We start from the raw sequence: 14,457 nt of genomic DNA on the forward strand, positions 1-14,457 counted from the left end.
TTTAACGTTTAAATTAGAAACTGGCATTTAATCCAAATAAGAAAGTTCTGGGTTTTGGATAATCATAAAATTGAATGCCCTGTGTGAAGTTACTGGTGTTGTTCTGGTTTTGTGTACCTTGTGTATAAGCGGTATTGTTGTTGTAGGTAGAAACTTCAGGATCGTAACCGGTATATTTTGTAATTACAAACAGGTTTTGAGCTTGCAGGTATATTCTTAATCTGCTCAATTTTAATTTAGATGTAATTGATTCAGGAAAGTTATACCCAAGTGTTACCGCACGGCCGCGTATAAAGTTGCCGCTTTCAACTTTTGTTGAATATATTTCTGTTTGATAGTATACATAAGCCGGTCTGTCTTCTGCTATACTGGTATTTTGGTTGGTTGGTGTCCATGCGTTTAATACAGTAGCATAGCTATTAGCCTGCCCGGTACGATCCTGGCCCGAGTGACGGGTTAAGTTCATGATCTGGTTACCATAGTTAAATTGCAGGTCTATACCCAAATCAATTGCTTTGTAACGGAAAGTATTGCTAAATGTACCGTAACCGCTTGGCAATGATTTACCCAGTATAACCTTATCATCAGATGTGATTTTACCATCACCATTGGTATCCTGTATTTTTAAATCGCCGGGCAATTTGTTAAAAACAGCTGCTTGCGAAGCTTCTGCTGTACCCCATGTACCCAACACCTTGTAGCCATAAAAACTACCTGCAGGTAAACCTACACGCATCAGGTTAAATTGCGAAAGAAACGTTGGGGCAAGGAAGATATCATCGTTAGCTGCGCCTAATTGCAACACTTTGTTTTTCAGGAACGAGATATTGAATGAAGAGTTCCAGGTAAAGTTTGCTGTTTTTATGTTGGTAGAATTGATAGTTAACTCCAAACCTTTGTTCTCCAGCTTGCCAATGTTTTTATAAACACTCTTAAAACCGCTGGTTTCTGGCAATGGCGCGTCAAGTAGCAACGCTTTAGTCTTTTTAAGATAAGCATCAGCATCAACTGTAATGCGGTTATTAAATAAACCAAACGATACACCAAGGTCATATTCAGAAGTTTTTTCCCATGACAGGTCTTCATTACCGATAGTTGTTTGCTGGGTTCCGATAGCTTGCGCGCCGTTAAATACATAATTGACCGTATTTATTTGAGCCAAAGACTGATACGAGCCAATTTCGGAGTTACCCGTTAAACCATAGCTTACCCTGAATTTTAAATCAGACAGCGTCTTGTTGTCTTTTAAGAAATCTTCTTGTGAAGCTTTCCAGGCAAAGGCAGCTGAAGGAAAAAAGCCGTTTTTTACGTTAGTACCAAAACGAGATGAACCATCCCTCCTGCCGGTTACAGTTAATAAATATCTATCATTGTAACTATAGTTAATACGGCCAAAAATCGATTCAAACTGATATGCAAGGTAGTTTGATTTTGGTATAGCAGGAATTGAACCGGCACTCAAGTTATAATACTGATAGTAATTATCGGCCAGGTTATTGGTTGCTGCATATACGCCGGTTTGCTGGAAGTTTGTTTTTTCATAACCTGCAACAACATTTAATGAGTGTACTTTGTTAAATACCTTATTATATGTTGCATAGTTATCCCATTGCCAGTAAGTGTTGTTAGCCTCATCTATTGATGCCGAACTATACGTTTGGCTTGCTGAAGGGCCACCAACCAAACCACTTGCGAAGTGTGGGTTGTAGTTGGCTGATGTTGTTACACCCAGTACACTACGGAAATCTAAACCAGGTATGATATTAATATTGGCATAACCATTACCACTAAAAACACGGGTTTTGTATAATGATTCAACTTCGTTTGCCTGTGCTACCGGGTTATCGCCACCTTCTAAATTAGGGTAATCTGTACGTTTTCCATAAGTTCCGTCCGGGTATTTGATAGGAATAAACGGAACCATTTCAATTAACATACGCGGGATATTGTTACCACCTGTACCGTCATCTGCAGTACGTTTATCCTGGTTATTATAGTTTAAGGTAGCGCCAACTTTTAACCATGGTTTAATCTGATTATCAAAAGTTAAGCGTACGTTGTAACGTTTAAGGTAGCTGTTTAATATAATACCCTCATCATCGGCATAATTCATAAACAAACCGTAGTTAATGTTATCAGAGCCACCTGTAAAAGCCAGGTTATGATTTTGACTAACAGATGTACGGGTTGTAGCCTTTTGCCAATCTACATCATATAATGGCTTCAGGTTAGAGTCAAATAACTTGCCGATAAGGGCTGTACGCAATTTAACCGGATCCTGGTCAACATATTTACCTGCTGCCCATCCTGTAGGATCGTATTTTTTGATGTTGGCGTATGAAATATCTTCTACCTGCATAAACTGGGCAGAGTTTAATACTGGTAATTCCTTGGCCATATGGTTTATAGCCACATATGAATCGTAACTAACTGTACCACCTTTTTTACCTCTTTTGGTAGTTACCAATATTACACCGTTTGCACCGCGTGTACCATAAATAGCTGTTGATGAGGCGTCCTTTAAAACGTCGATCGTTTCAATATCGTTAGGGTTGATGGAGTTACCACCTTCTGTCCAAACAACACCATCAACTACATACAACGGATCGGTATTGGTATTGATGGAGCTGTAACCACGGATCCGGATTTTGGTAGCGCCACCTGGCGCACCAGAATTTGTTGATACGTTTACACCGGCAATTTTACCGGACAATTCCTGCTCAAGGTTAGTTTGAGGCCTGTCTTGCAATTGTTTACCGCTAACGCTACCAACAGAACCGGTTAAATCTATACGTTTAGATGTACCGTAACCAATTACTACAACCTCGCTCAATGCTTTCGGTTCTTCGGCCAAAACAACATCAATCTGCGTTTTACCTGCAATAGGTACTTCCTTGGCGGTGTATCCTATGAAAGTAAACACCAGTGTGCCGTTACCATCAGGTGCGTTTAAGGTGTATTTACCGTTAACATCGGTTTGCGCACCAACATTAGTGCCTTTTACCTTAACAGTAACACCCGGAAGCGGGCCTTTGGCATCGCTAACAGTACCTGTTATCTTTATAGGAGCAACAGCTATTTGCGTAACAACCGGTGCGTCCTTCTTTTTTACGACAATGGTTTGATCAAAAATTTTGTAGGTAAGCGGCTGATCTTTAAAGCACTGATCAAGCGCGTTTTCGATAGATACGTTTGCAACTTCAATGTTGATTTCTCCTGCTTTTGAAACATCCTGCTTGTCATACATAAAATGATAGCCGGTTTGCTTTTCTATTGAGCGGAGTACTTTTTCAACGGTAGTGTTTTTTTGGTGCAAAGTAACTATTTGGCTATAACTTTTGGCGCTCACATTGGTAAGGGCCGCAATTATAATAAAGGCAGTTAGCTTCATGGCCAATATAAATTTGCGTAATTGGGGCCATGCCAAAGGCGTGGCCTTAGAATTAAAATTCATAAGTTTGTAGAGTTTGGGTTAAACATTAACTTTCAATTCGTCGATTGTAGATTTTTGGGACCCAGATATTTATGCCGGGAACGTACTGCGAATACTTCCCGGTTTTTTTATATGCTGGTTTTGGAATTGGATACACGTGTTCAAACACATGATAAACCGTTTTACCATTTTAGTCCCATGGGGTCGGGCTAACTTTTCTTAGGTATTTCTTCCATCATAGGGTTGTTTAAATTGTTAACAATTGGTTGTTTAATATAGTAGGTATAATAATTATGCTATTGCTGTATAGTAATGCGCTTATCTTGAATCTTAAATTTCACCCCCGCGTAACCCAACATGTTCATTAACTCGGATGCTTTTACGTTACGGGAGATCCGGCCTGTAAATTCGCGCTGTGGTATCTTACCTTCATAGGCCACCTCCACATCATACCAGCGGGCAGCCTGCCTCATAATGGCATCTATCCCTGCATCTCTGAATTGAAAAATGCCGTCTTTCCAGGCTATTTCATCATCTACATCAACATCGTTAAGTACTTTCAGCCTGCCTGCTTTATTGAGTACAGCCTGCTGTCCGGGCTTTAACATGCCGCTTGCAGTGCCGTTTGTTATTTTTACCGAGCCTTCTAATAAAGTAGTTTTCATTTCGGCTTCGTCATTATAAGCCATGATATTAAAATGCGTTCCTAAAACTTCAACTGTTGTGTTATCGGATTTAACCCTGAAAGGCATCTGCGGGTTTTTAGCAACCTCAAAGTAAGCTTCGCCGGTAATGGTGACCTCACGCGTTTTGCCGGTAAACCTGGTTGGAAAACTTAATGATGATGCCGAATTCAGACAAACCTTGCTCCCATCCGACAAGACCAGCTGATACTGGCCGCCACGCGGAGTTGAAACAGTATTTATAGCCAAAGCATCAGCATCAATGTTGCTGCCGGCTTTATAAACCAGCTGGCCGTTGCGGGTTTTATTGATCTTAGTAGTACCCTGTTGTGCCAGCAAACCGTTTTGCGCGCTATCAAGCGTAATGGTTTTACCGTTTGCCAGGGTTAATACAGCTTTATTACCACCCGGTAAAACATCATTTTTAGGACGAGTTTGAGCAATGGTTTTTTTTGTAACAGCTTGTTTTTTTTGATTGCTATAAATGTAAGCGCCAAAGCCTACAAGAAATAATAATGAAGCAGCAACACCCAACTTTCTCCATGGTAAATTATTATTCTTTATCGGGAGCTGGGCAGTTTGTTCGGTATTAGTCCTTAAGATCCGTGTGAGCATATCCTCACTTTTCGAGCGGTCAAAAAGCGGCCCCTGATCGTCAAGACTATCCCACGCATGATGTATAAGTGCAGCAAGCTCTGCATCCGTTGCCGATGAGTTGATGATCTCAAAAAGTTCATCACGCTCGGCCTGCGTGGCGGTGCCATTATAATAACTGTTAAATAAATAGTCAAGCCGGGCGTAAAGTTCGCTCATAGTAATATTTTTCGGTATAACTGTATAATTGGCTACAGTGAGTTCGGGCAGATCTCATATACATGACACCTGTAATATTAAAAAAGGGGGTAGAGCTTTTTAAAAAAAATAAAAAAAGTGGATTAACGCTATAATCATTGCTATAACTTCCATACGCTCATGCACATATTCTTTTATTGAGGTTGTGGCAATTTGGAGGTATTTCTTAACTGTTTCGCGGGATAGCTCCAGCTCATCGGCAATTTCATGATATTTTAAACGGTTATGTCTGCTCATAAGATAAACCTTTTGCTGCTGAGCCGGCAACTGATTTATTGCCTCGTCAATCAAATTATAATATTGGTCTGTTTCCTGCACTTCGGCGTTAAAAGGTACAATGCGGGTTTCTTCCAACTTTTTAAGCTGCATTTGCTCACGGGCAACTTTTCGAAAACAGTTTAAAGCATGGTTTTTTGAAATTACAAACAAGTAAGCTTTGAAATTATCAACCCCCGTAAGTGATTCACGGGACATCCATATTTTCATAAAAACATCCTGCACAACCTCTTCGGCCAGTTCAACAGAATGGGTTATACGCAAAATATGAACTCCTAAACGCTGATGGTAAGCTGAAAACAACTGCCGGAAAGCAAACTCATTGCCCTGAGCCACTTGCATAAGCAGTTCTTTCTCATCTAATTGAGTAAATTCAAACATAGGTTGATGTATGGTTGCTGCAAATATTATAAAAATCGCAGTATTTGCAGCATTAATAATTATATCGATGAAACCAAGATATAACTATAAAGCAATTGGAATGTTTCAAAAAAATATGGCGATGGCCTATTCCTTAAAGTTGTTTAACTATTAAGTATGTATTTAAATAAAATAGTATCAGTACAATGGGGTCGGCAAACCATCTAAACTAATCCGGTTTTTCTCCTGCTTATAATCGGCCAGTCCTTGTTCGCCTTTCTTTTCGGCCCATTTTACAGCATAATCGCGTTCGCCTAAATACTCGTAAAGAGGTACACTAAAACCACATGAGGTTTGTACCATATCAATTTCACCTACTATAATTTGCCGTGTGGCCAGGTGAATGTTGAAATATGCAGCAAGCTCCTCCCACTCTTCATTACCATCATGAGGTAAAACACTGTAGCCTTTGCCATATAACCTCAGGATATTCGGAGGCCCGTCAAAAGCGCAAAACATAAACGTTATACGGCGGTTTTCGAGCAGGTGCGCAGCAGTTTCATTACCGCTGCCTATAATATCCATGTAAGCTACCCGGTTATTGGAAAGGATTCGGAAACTCGCGCTATCTTTTGGTGAAAGGTTTACATGTCCATTGGCCATTAATGGCGCAGTAGCTACAAAAAAGATTTTTTGATGGGCAATGAAATCCTTATGGTGATCAAGTATCTCATTAAAAAACTTACCCATATTACAAGGTTTTAATTAACGATACTCAAATATAAGCATAATCGTTTTAGCCTTGTGTTAATTAAATAAAAAGCTTCAGCCAAAATTCGACTGAAGCCCCTTGTTATATATAGATTTTCAAACTTGTATTATATACAGCGGGAGAAATTTACAATCCTTTCAATACCTCCACAGTATACTCCACCTGCTCAGCATACACATCCAGGTGCGTTACAAAGCGGATCCGGTTTTTGCCTGTATCGCTGGCTTTAATCCCTTTTTCAGCAAGCTTAGCCAGCACTGCAGCAGCTGGTTCAACGGTATCAAACAAAACGATATTAGTTTCAACAGGGATTACATTACTTACCCATGGCAGGCGGCTCAACTCATCACCTAAAATGCGGGCATGTGCATGATCAATCTTCAGGCGTTCAACGTGATGGTCAAGCGCGTAAATTGCTGCAGCAGCTAAAAACCCTGCCTGGCGCATGCCGCCACCCAATACTTTACGAATACGGCGGGCGTATTTGATGGTTTCCTTATCGGCCAGTAAGACCGAACCTACAGGTGCCCCCAATCCTTTCGATAGGCACACCGAAATGCCGTTGAAATATTTCCCGTAATCAACCGCAGCATCGCCGGTATGGGTAAGTGCGTTAAAGATCCTGGCGCCGTCAAGGTGAAGCATTAAGCCCTTTTGTTGGCAAAGGTCGGCGATGGGTTTGATATGTTCAAGCGTATAGCAACTACCACCACCTTTATTAACTGTGTTTTCCAACACCACCAAACTGGTATGCGGGTAATGGATATTTTCGGCATTGATCTCGGGCTCTATCATTTCGGGCGTTAGGATTCCCCGGTAACCATCCAATAACCGGGTTGACACCCCCGAGTTAAAGGCTATCCCCCCACCCTCATACCGGTAAACGTGTGCGGTTTGATCGGCAATGAGTTCATCAAGCGGCTGGGTAAAGCATTTAATAGCAATTTGGTTGGTCATAGTACCCGACGGACAAAAGATAGCGGCTTCCATACCAAAAATGGAGGCTGATTTTACTTCAAGAGCATTTATGGTTTCGTCCTCACCAAAAACGTCATCGCCTACTTTGGCGCTCCACATGGCCTCAAGCATGCCGGGAGTTGGTTTAGTTACAGTATCGCTTCGTAAATCGACAGTGGTCATATTAAATTTATAAAATTTGCGTTCTTTGTATCAGTATTCCGAACATGTTATGCGCTCAATTTTAATCATTTTATTTTTCATGCTGTGTTTTGTATCAGCAAAATCGCAAAAATGGCAAGTAGGTAGCTTTACCGACGTAAAAGGCAACCGAGAAACCGGGCTGATCCGCACCAATCCTTCGGGAAAAGGGCCGATAAAAGGTGAAGGCTTTATTGAATTTAAGGAAAACGAAAAAAACAATCCATATAAGCTAAGTGCCAGCGATTTAAGGTCGTTTGTTGCAGGCCAGGACAGCTTTGTTGTAGCCCACGCACCGGCAAATGAATCATGGACCAAAGAGGAAACTGACTTTGTACAGGTGTTACTTGACGAGCCGGTGAAGCTATTCATGGCAAAGGGAGGTAAAGGAGGAGGCGGTAGCGGCTTTGGCATTAGCCCCGGTGTATCGGCAGGCTACGGCAGTGGTGGTTACGGCGGCGGAATTGGCGGCGGTATAGGGATTAATCTTGGCGGTGGCGGCGGTCGCGGGGGCAGCTCAAAAACCACATACTATTATGGAGAAAACACCGCCGGTATGAAACGCCTTACCAATGAAAACTTTGAAGATATTATGAGCGATATTATGGGCGATGAACCTGACCTTGTAGATCAGATTCACGAGCATAAATTCAATATCAAGAGCATTGATAAGCTCATTGCAAAGTTCAACGAGTTGCAAAAAGCAAGGCTGTAGATAAGCATATAAAACTTACGAAGTTTTGAAAACTTCGTAAGTTTGGGTTACACCTCATAAGTATTTAAGGCGTCATCAGCGAAGCCTCTTTGTTCTACATCTCACGTCTCAGATCTCATATCTGATCGTTAAGGATCGCACCAATTTCTCTTTTTTCTCCCCTGAACATCACGTGTTTACCCACAAATATTAATTAATTAAAAACCATTTAGCGTAATTACAAGTTATTAAACTATAGTAATTGACCAAATAAATAACTTTTAATTAATTATATCGACACAAACGACTACTCATTACATTTTATTTACTAACAAAAACAGAAAGAAAGATGAACATGAAAAAGTCAGTTTTAATAGCCGTTGCTTCATTAGCCATTGGTTTTTTATCAAACCAGGCAATAGCTCAAACACAGGATACAACCAAAAAGGATACTGCTAAAACAACTGCCGCTCCTGCAACAACCCCATCAACAGCTGCTGCATCAAATGATGTGGTTGGCGTGATGGCAACCTCAACTAACTATGCGCCAATGGCGCTTGCAATAAAATCGGCACAGCTTGAGCCAACTTTGCAGGCACCGGGCCCGTTCACCATATTTGCACCAAATGATGTAGCTTTCAGTAAATTGCCAAAAGCACAGTTTGATGCCCTGATGAAAGACCCAGCCAAATTTGCGGCGATACTGAAGTATCACGTAGTTGCGGGTAAATATACCAAAGCCGATATCATTAAGGCTTTAGGTGCAGGAAAAGGTAAAGCAGACCTGAAAACTATCGACGGGCAAACATTGCACTTATCTGTAAATGATAAAAGCAACCTGCAGATTGTCGATGCCAAAGGCGCCGCAGTATTGGTAACATCGTTTGACACTGAGGCAAGTAATGGTGTTGTACACGGAATTAATGGTATCATGACACCTTAATCACAAAATATTTTGTTTAAGTTTTAATTCCACAAAGAGCCCGGCCAAAAGCCGGGTTCTTTCATTTATGGCTTATGTGTAAGCCAGGAATCTTTGGTTAGCCGGTAGTCAAGAAGAGTATGTTCACCGTTATCGGAAGGGAACTGGCCAGCGAGATAAAAATCATTTTTCACAAGTAGTTTAACTGAGCTTTCATTCTCCTCGACCGGACAAGCAGTTATTACCTCAAAACCCGCCTTTTCAAAACCATAATTAAGCACCGCCGATAAAGCCTCCTGCATTAAGCCCTTTCCTTGTCGATCCGGATAAAGCTCATACCCTATTTCCGCCTTTTGATCGGCTGGCTCAAGGTTCCAGTAACATATGGTTCCGATGAGATCGTTGTCCTCTTTTAGCGTTATAGCCCAGTAAAAGCCCTCGCCCTTGCTCACTATACCTTCAATCTTGTTAATAAATGAGCGCGCGTCATCAATAGTAATGTCATTTGAACGCCCAAGATATTTGTTCACTTCGGGATTAGAACGGATAGCCAATATTTGCGGTGCATCCGAGTCAAGCAACCCGCGCAAGCGCAGGCGTTTGGTACTAAGCAGTGGCATTTCAGGCACGTCCATAACTATGCGGGTTTCTTATTTTCTCTATCGGCAATGAATACCACAGGCAAGCCAACGCAAATTACCAGCGTCAGCATTCCGATAAGGGCGGTGCTTACAGGGATATGATAGCCAGGCTTCGTGGTTATTTTACTCAGGGGCACCACGCCCAAATTCATGATGAGCCAGGCCGTTACACCATAAATAATCGCTACAAAGTATTTATTGCGCAACCCGTTGTAAAAGAATGGGTAAAGCAGGAAAAATACCGCGCTGAATAAAAAAGCGATAACGTAGTGAAATATTACGCCGGCAATTATGATCTCCGCCCCGCCTGCAAAAGCCGGTGCACCAAAAGCGCCACTGGCAATAAACTTAAAAATAAGGCCGGGATTTACTTTATAGTTCAGGATCATGGCTGCGAGCCCATCAAGCGTGCCCGTTATAAATCCGGCGAACAGGATATTTACAAGTTTACTTTTCTTCTTCGGGTTTACTTTTGTTAGCATGGGTAGAAATTACAAAAGCGTAAATTTATGGTTTTAGGATTCGATAAATCGCGTATGAAACATATTTTTTACCTGAGCTTCCTGATTAGTAAAACTTCAATTGCACCCGGTTTCTGCGACTTGATTATTATTTCAAGTAGGTATCCATAAAATAAAACACTCTTTTCCTGATATCTTCAGCATCGAACATCACCCCATAATGCGGTGCGTTTGGTACAATGATAAGCTCATTTTTCACCCCGGCAAGTTTAAGGTATGAACTTAGTAAAACCGATTGGGTATAATTTACAGATTCGTCCTTTTCACCCTGAACAATGAGGAATGGCGGATCATTTTTATCAACGTAAGTAACCGGGCTGGCTATATTGGCCAGATCGGGCCTGTCGATAGGGTAAGCGCCAAGCAGCAGGTTAACCGGACTTTTTGGATCGTTAACATCACTGCCTTTTAGCGACAGGAAATTTGACGGACCATAAAAATCAAGCGCCAGTTTTATTTTGAAATGAGGTTTGCTTCCTTCCGGATAAAACTGTTTGATATTGTTATTATTAGATAAAGCTAGTAACGATGCCAGATGCCCTCCGGCCGAAAAGCCGATCAGCCCAAACTTATCCTTGTTAAGCTTATATTTTGAAGCGTTTTGATAAAGAAACTCAATAGCCTGGTTACAATCCTGAATTTGTGCCGGAAATGGAGCCGTAGTGCTCCAGCGATAATCAATAGAAGCCACGGCATAACCATTGTCAATAAAACCCTGAATCGTTTTTTGCATATAACCCATATCGGCATACTTATCGTTCAACATCCAGGCACCGCCATGGATCCAGATAATAACCGGGTAGCTATCTTTCGCTGCTGGAGGCAGATAAATATCCAGCAGGTGCTTTTTTAAAGTATCACCGGCATAATTTATATCTCCATACAATACAGTGCCTTTTGGGAAAAATGGTTGTTTGGGGCTTGATATTTGGGCTTTTGCAGATAAGGTAAAAATACAAATCAAGGCGATAAGTATTGGGTAAACTATCTTTTTCATAATTGGTTAATTGCTTAAAGATAACGCATATCCTTGAAAGTCAACAATTAAATTCCAATAGAAAAATACAATACCCAGGCTATAAATAGCAACTGCAAGGGAATGCGGAACCAAAGGTAGCCGGTACTGCTACCGGTATACGTTGCCTTTTCAAAATCAACACGCTTTATCGCAGCATTGATATTTGCAGGCAGCATTACTGTAAACATGATGAGTAAAATGACTCCGGCAATGTGCCTTGTAGTGTTAATAATCAACAATGCCCCAAGGATTATTTCCATTACTCCGGTTAAATAAACTAACGCCCCTTTAAAAGGGATAAAAGCCGGCATCATCATGACCATGCCTTTGGTAAACATAAAATGCCCTAATGATGCAAACCAAAGCATCAGCATCATGGCTATGTTACCGCTCAGGATGATATTCCAGTCATCAATAAACAGCCTGAAAATAACGGTGGTAAGGATAAAACTTATGATGAGAACGAGCAGGACTTTCATAAGAATCAATTAAAGTAAAATGTTAAGGTTAAGAGACTTCTTGTTTTATTAAAGGAATCAAAAAATCGTATTCATTAGCTGGTAATTTCAACTCGCTTGCAATATCAGCTACCATTAAGTAAAGTGATTTGTTTATCTCAATATTATATTCAGCTATTTGGGTTATCACATGATTAAAACTTAAGCCCAATTCGTTATATTCAAGGTACTCTTTAGCTATGGCCATATCTTTTTCGCCTAAGCCCAATTGTCTGACTAAATCTATCAGCGCTACTATGCGGCCTTTAATACCTTTATTTTTAAGCCAGCCAAACATATCAGTGAGTTTAAACTACGCCTTGATCAATTGTTCGCCTTCAATTTTTTTCTGCAATTCTAAAATAGCACCGATAAGTGCTTCAGGTCGCGGGGGGCAACCTTGTACATAAACATCAACAGGGATCACCCTGTCAACGCCTTTTACAACATGATAGCCGTGCTGCCAGTAAGGGCCGCCGCAGTTGGAGCATGAGCCCATCGAGATCACGTATTTAGGCTCGGGCATTTGCTCATAAAGGCGTTTAATACGTTCGGCCATTTTAAAGGTAACTGTGCCGGCAATAATAATCACGTCCGCCTGACGGGCCGACGGGCGGGGGAAAACACCAAAACGATCCAGATCATAGGTGGAAGCCATGGAGCCCATCATTTCAATTGCACAACAGGCTATGCCAAAACTGAGCGGCCATAACGATGATAACCGGGCCCAATTGAGCAGGTCGTTCATTTTGGTTATCACTACACCACCATTCTCGCTTGTTATATCGTTACTCATTTGCAGGCTTTTTAAACGTTGGTTTAAACATAGGTTTGCGGGCGGGCTCGGCGGCGGAAGCAGTGGCAGTAACAGTTGCAGCAGCGGTTGTTACCGTATCAGCGTTGAAAGCTTTTACCGTAAAACGGCCTTGTTCCTGGTTCAATTGTTCATATAGCGATGGCGGGATATGCACATCGGTATGTGGTACAACCGGGCTTGGTTTTATCCAGTCCAGATCGCCTTTGCGCCAAACGTATATTAAACCTATAATCAGGATCCCTAAAAACACAAACATTTCGGTAAGTGAAAGCCAGCCCCAGCGCGTATCCTGCGCTGCAATTTCGTGGCTGCCAAACACGGTTGCCCATGGAAAAATAAATACCATCTCCACATCAAACAGCAGGAAAACCAGTGCTATAACATAAAAACGGGGATTAAAAGGCAACCAGGCATTACCGGTAGGTTCTTCACCACATTCGTACGAGCTTAATTTTTCGGCATTAGGGTTATTCGGGGCCAAAAGTTTGTTGATAAAAAATATCACGCACACCATTATTATCCCCGTAATAATAAAGATGAGTATCTTTCCAAATTCTGATATTTGCGAAACATCCGTCATGAGTACAAATTTAGTAAAACAAACAGATTTTGACGCTATAATAATTGGCGGAGGCGCATGCGGCCTTATGTGCGCCGTACAGGCCGGCTTTTTAGGCAAGCGTGTATTAGTACTTGAAAAAAACGACCGTGTTGGCGCAAAGATCCTCATCAGCGGCGGCGGGCGTTGTAATTACACCAACCTTTACGCTACCGACCAGCAGTTTATTTCGCAAAATCCACACTTCAGTAAATCAGCCTTTTCGCAATGGACAGTTGATGATACCATCAGCTTTTTTGAAACCTATGGCATCATCGGCAAGGAAAAAACGTTAGGGCAGCTTTTCCCGGTAAGCGATAAAGCAAAGGATGTAGTGGAGGTTTTCACTAACCTGTGCGATGATCTTGGGCAGGAGATTTGGGTTAATGCTGAGGTTAAAACAGTTGAAAAAACTGACGATGGCTTTACAGTACGCGCCGAAATAAATGGCAAACAGGAGTATGTAAGCGCCGCCAGTGTGGTCATGGCAGCAGGTGGTTTACCTATCCCTAAAATGGGCGCTACCGATTTTGGCCTGCGAACGGCCCGTAATTTCGGTTTAAAAGTTACCGATACCGCCCCCGCTCTTGTGCCGCTAACTATTACCGGTAAGGATCAGCCCTGGTACGAGCAACTATCTGGCAACAGTATTTTTTGCCGTGTTTGGAACGACAAGGCCAGTTTTGAAGAAAACATCCTGTTTACCCACTGGGGCCTCAGCGGACCGGCCATATTACAGATCTCGTCATACTGGAAACCAGGCGAAACCATTAATATCGATCTGCTCCCCAATCAAAACATTGCCGACCTCATTCAGCAGGAAAAAGAAACCAACGGCAAAAAAATGCTGCTGGCCTATATTGCATCCTTATACACCCGCAAGTTTGCCGAAGCTTTAAGCGATAAACTCCCGGCGGAAAAGAATATGGCGTCGCTTACTAAATCTGAAATAGAAAGTATCAGCACGCTCATTCATGATTTCAAAGTAAAACCTGCTGGCGATAAAGGTTATGACAAGGCCGAAGTGATGCGAGGCGGCGTAGCAACTGACGAGCTATCATCCAAAACTTTGGAAGCTAAAAAAATCCCCGGGCTGTTTTTTGGTGGTGAATGCGTAGATGTTACCGGATGGCTTGGCGGCTATAATTTTCAATGGGCCTGGGCAAGTGGTTTTGTAATTGCACAGAACATATGACCGTTGATTTTTTTGATTAC

15 protein-coding genes are annotated in these 14,457 nt (G+C 41.8%); 3 read left to right on the top strand and 12 right to left on the bottom strand.

What is annotated here, in order from left to right; all coding sequences use genetic code 11:
• Positions 1 to 13: 13 nt before the first annotated feature.
• From AC1DUD_RS08340 to AC1DUD_RS08360, 5 genes are all read right to left on the bottom strand, one after another.
• Complete coding sequence (locus AC1DUD_RS08340) at positions 14 to 3,454, bottom strand: TonB-dependent receptor (RefSeq protein ID WP_477373501.1); 3,441 nt, start codon at positions 3,452 to 3,454, stop codon at positions 14 to 16.
• Positions 3,455 to 3,729: 275 nt separating this feature from the next.
• Complete coding sequence (locus AC1DUD_RS08345; RefSeq protein WP_477373503.1) at positions 3,730 to 4,929, bottom strand: FecR family protein; 1,200 nt, start codon at positions 4,927 to 4,929, stop codon at positions 3,730 to 3,732.
• A gap of 99 nt (positions 4,930 to 5,028) precedes the next feature.
• Positions 5,029 to 5,625 carry an RNA polymerase sigma factor gene (locus AC1DUD_RS08350; protein ID WP_477373505.1) on the bottom strand — a complete coding sequence of 199 codons (597 nt, stop codon included), beginning with the start codon at positions 5,623 to 5,625 and terminating at the stop codon, positions 5,029 to 5,031.
• A 177-nt stretch (positions 5,626 to 5,802) separates the two neighbouring features.
• The gene (locus AC1DUD_RS08355) at positions 5,803 to 6,354 is read right to left on the bottom strand and encodes a pyridoxamine 5'-phosphate oxidase family protein (RefSeq protein WP_477373507.1); all 552 of its coding nucleotides are present in this window, start codon (positions 6,352 to 6,354) and stop codon (positions 5,803 to 5,805) included.
• A gap of 148 nt (positions 6,355 to 6,502) precedes the next feature.
• Positions 6,503 to 7,516, bottom strand: coding sequence for a threonine aldolase family protein (locus AC1DUD_RS08360; protein WP_477373509.1), 1,014 nt, complete (start codon positions 7,514 to 7,516; stop codon positions 6,503 to 6,505).
• Between the two features lie 79 nt (positions 7,517 to 7,595).
• On the opposite strand from AC1DUD_RS08360, the gene AC1DUD_RS08365 reads away from it, so the two are divergent.
• Both AC1DUD_RS08365 and AC1DUD_RS08370 read left to right on the top strand, forming a co-directional pair.
• Positions 7,596 to 8,249, top strand: coding sequence for a hypothetical protein (locus AC1DUD_RS08365; RefSeq protein ID WP_477373511.1), 654 nt, complete (start codon positions 7,596 to 7,598; stop codon positions 8,247 to 8,249).
• 334 nt (positions 8,250 to 8,583) lie between these two features.
• Positions 8,584 to 9,171: a fasciclin domain-containing protein gene (locus AC1DUD_RS08370; RefSeq protein WP_477373513.1), complete on the top strand. Its 588-nt coding sequence runs from the start codon at positions 8,584 to 8,586 to the stop codon at positions 9,169 to 9,171.
• Between the two features lie 65 nt (positions 9,172 to 9,236).
• Here the strand turns inward: AC1DUD_RS08370 and AC1DUD_RS08375 are convergent, their stop codons facing one another.
• From AC1DUD_RS08375 to AC1DUD_RS08405, 7 genes are all read right to left on the bottom strand, one after another.
• On the bottom strand, positions 9,237 to 9,785 hold the full coding sequence (locus AC1DUD_RS08375) for a GNAT family N-acetyltransferase (protein ID WP_477373515.1): 549 nt from the start codon (positions 9,783 to 9,785) through the stop codon (positions 9,237 to 9,239).
• A gap of 2 nt (positions 9,786 to 9,787) precedes the next feature.
• Positions 9,788 to 10,273 (bottom strand): hypothetical protein, encoded by a 486-nt coding sequence (locus AC1DUD_RS08380; RefSeq protein ID WP_477373517.1) that lies wholly within the window; start codon positions 10,271 to 10,273, stop codon positions 9,788 to 9,790.
• A 127-nt stretch (positions 10,274 to 10,400) separates the two neighbouring features.
• Complete coding sequence (locus tag AC1DUD_RS08385) at positions 10,401 to 11,309, bottom strand: alpha/beta hydrolase fold domain-containing protein (protein WP_477373519.1); 909 nt, start codon at positions 11,307 to 11,309, stop codon at positions 10,401 to 10,403.
• A 47-nt stretch (positions 11,310 to 11,356) separates the two neighbouring features.
• On the bottom strand, positions 11,357 to 11,809 hold the full coding sequence (locus AC1DUD_RS08390) for a DoxX family protein (protein ID WP_477373520.1): 453 nt from the start codon (positions 11,807 to 11,809) through the stop codon (positions 11,357 to 11,359).
• Between the two features lie 28 nt (positions 11,810 to 11,837).
• Positions 11,838 to 12,125 (bottom strand): MafI family immunity protein, encoded by a 288-nt coding sequence (locus AC1DUD_RS08395; RefSeq protein WP_477373522.1) that lies wholly within the window; start codon positions 12,123 to 12,125, stop codon positions 11,838 to 11,840.
• A gap of 15 nt (positions 12,126 to 12,140) precedes the next feature.
• Positions 12,141 to 12,623 (bottom strand): NADH-quinone oxidoreductase subunit B, encoded by a 483-nt coding sequence (locus AC1DUD_RS08400; protein WP_377022245.1) that lies wholly within the window; start codon positions 12,621 to 12,623, stop codon positions 12,141 to 12,143.
• Positions 12,616 to 13,224, bottom strand: a complete 609-nt coding sequence (locus AC1DUD_RS08405; RefSeq protein ID WP_477373524.1) for an NADH-quinone oxidoreductase subunit A — start codon at positions 13,222 to 13,224, stop codon at positions 12,616 to 12,618. The genes AC1DUD_RS08400 and AC1DUD_RS08405 overlap by 8 nt, the downstream gene beginning before the upstream one ends.
• Between AC1DUD_RS08405 and AC1DUD_RS08410 the strand changes: the two genes are divergently transcribed.
• Positions 13,223 to 14,437, top strand: a complete 1,215-nt coding sequence (locus AC1DUD_RS08410; protein ID WP_477373526.1) for a BaiN/RdsA family NAD(P)/FAD-dependent oxidoreductase — start codon at positions 13,223 to 13,225, stop codon at positions 14,435 to 14,437. The two genes, AC1DUD_RS08405 and AC1DUD_RS08410, sit on opposite strands and share 2 nt — an antisense overlap.
• The last annotated feature ends 20 nt before the right edge of the window (positions 14,438 to 14,457 follow it).

The organism is Mucilaginibacter sp. P4_A11 (assembly GCF_056402535.1).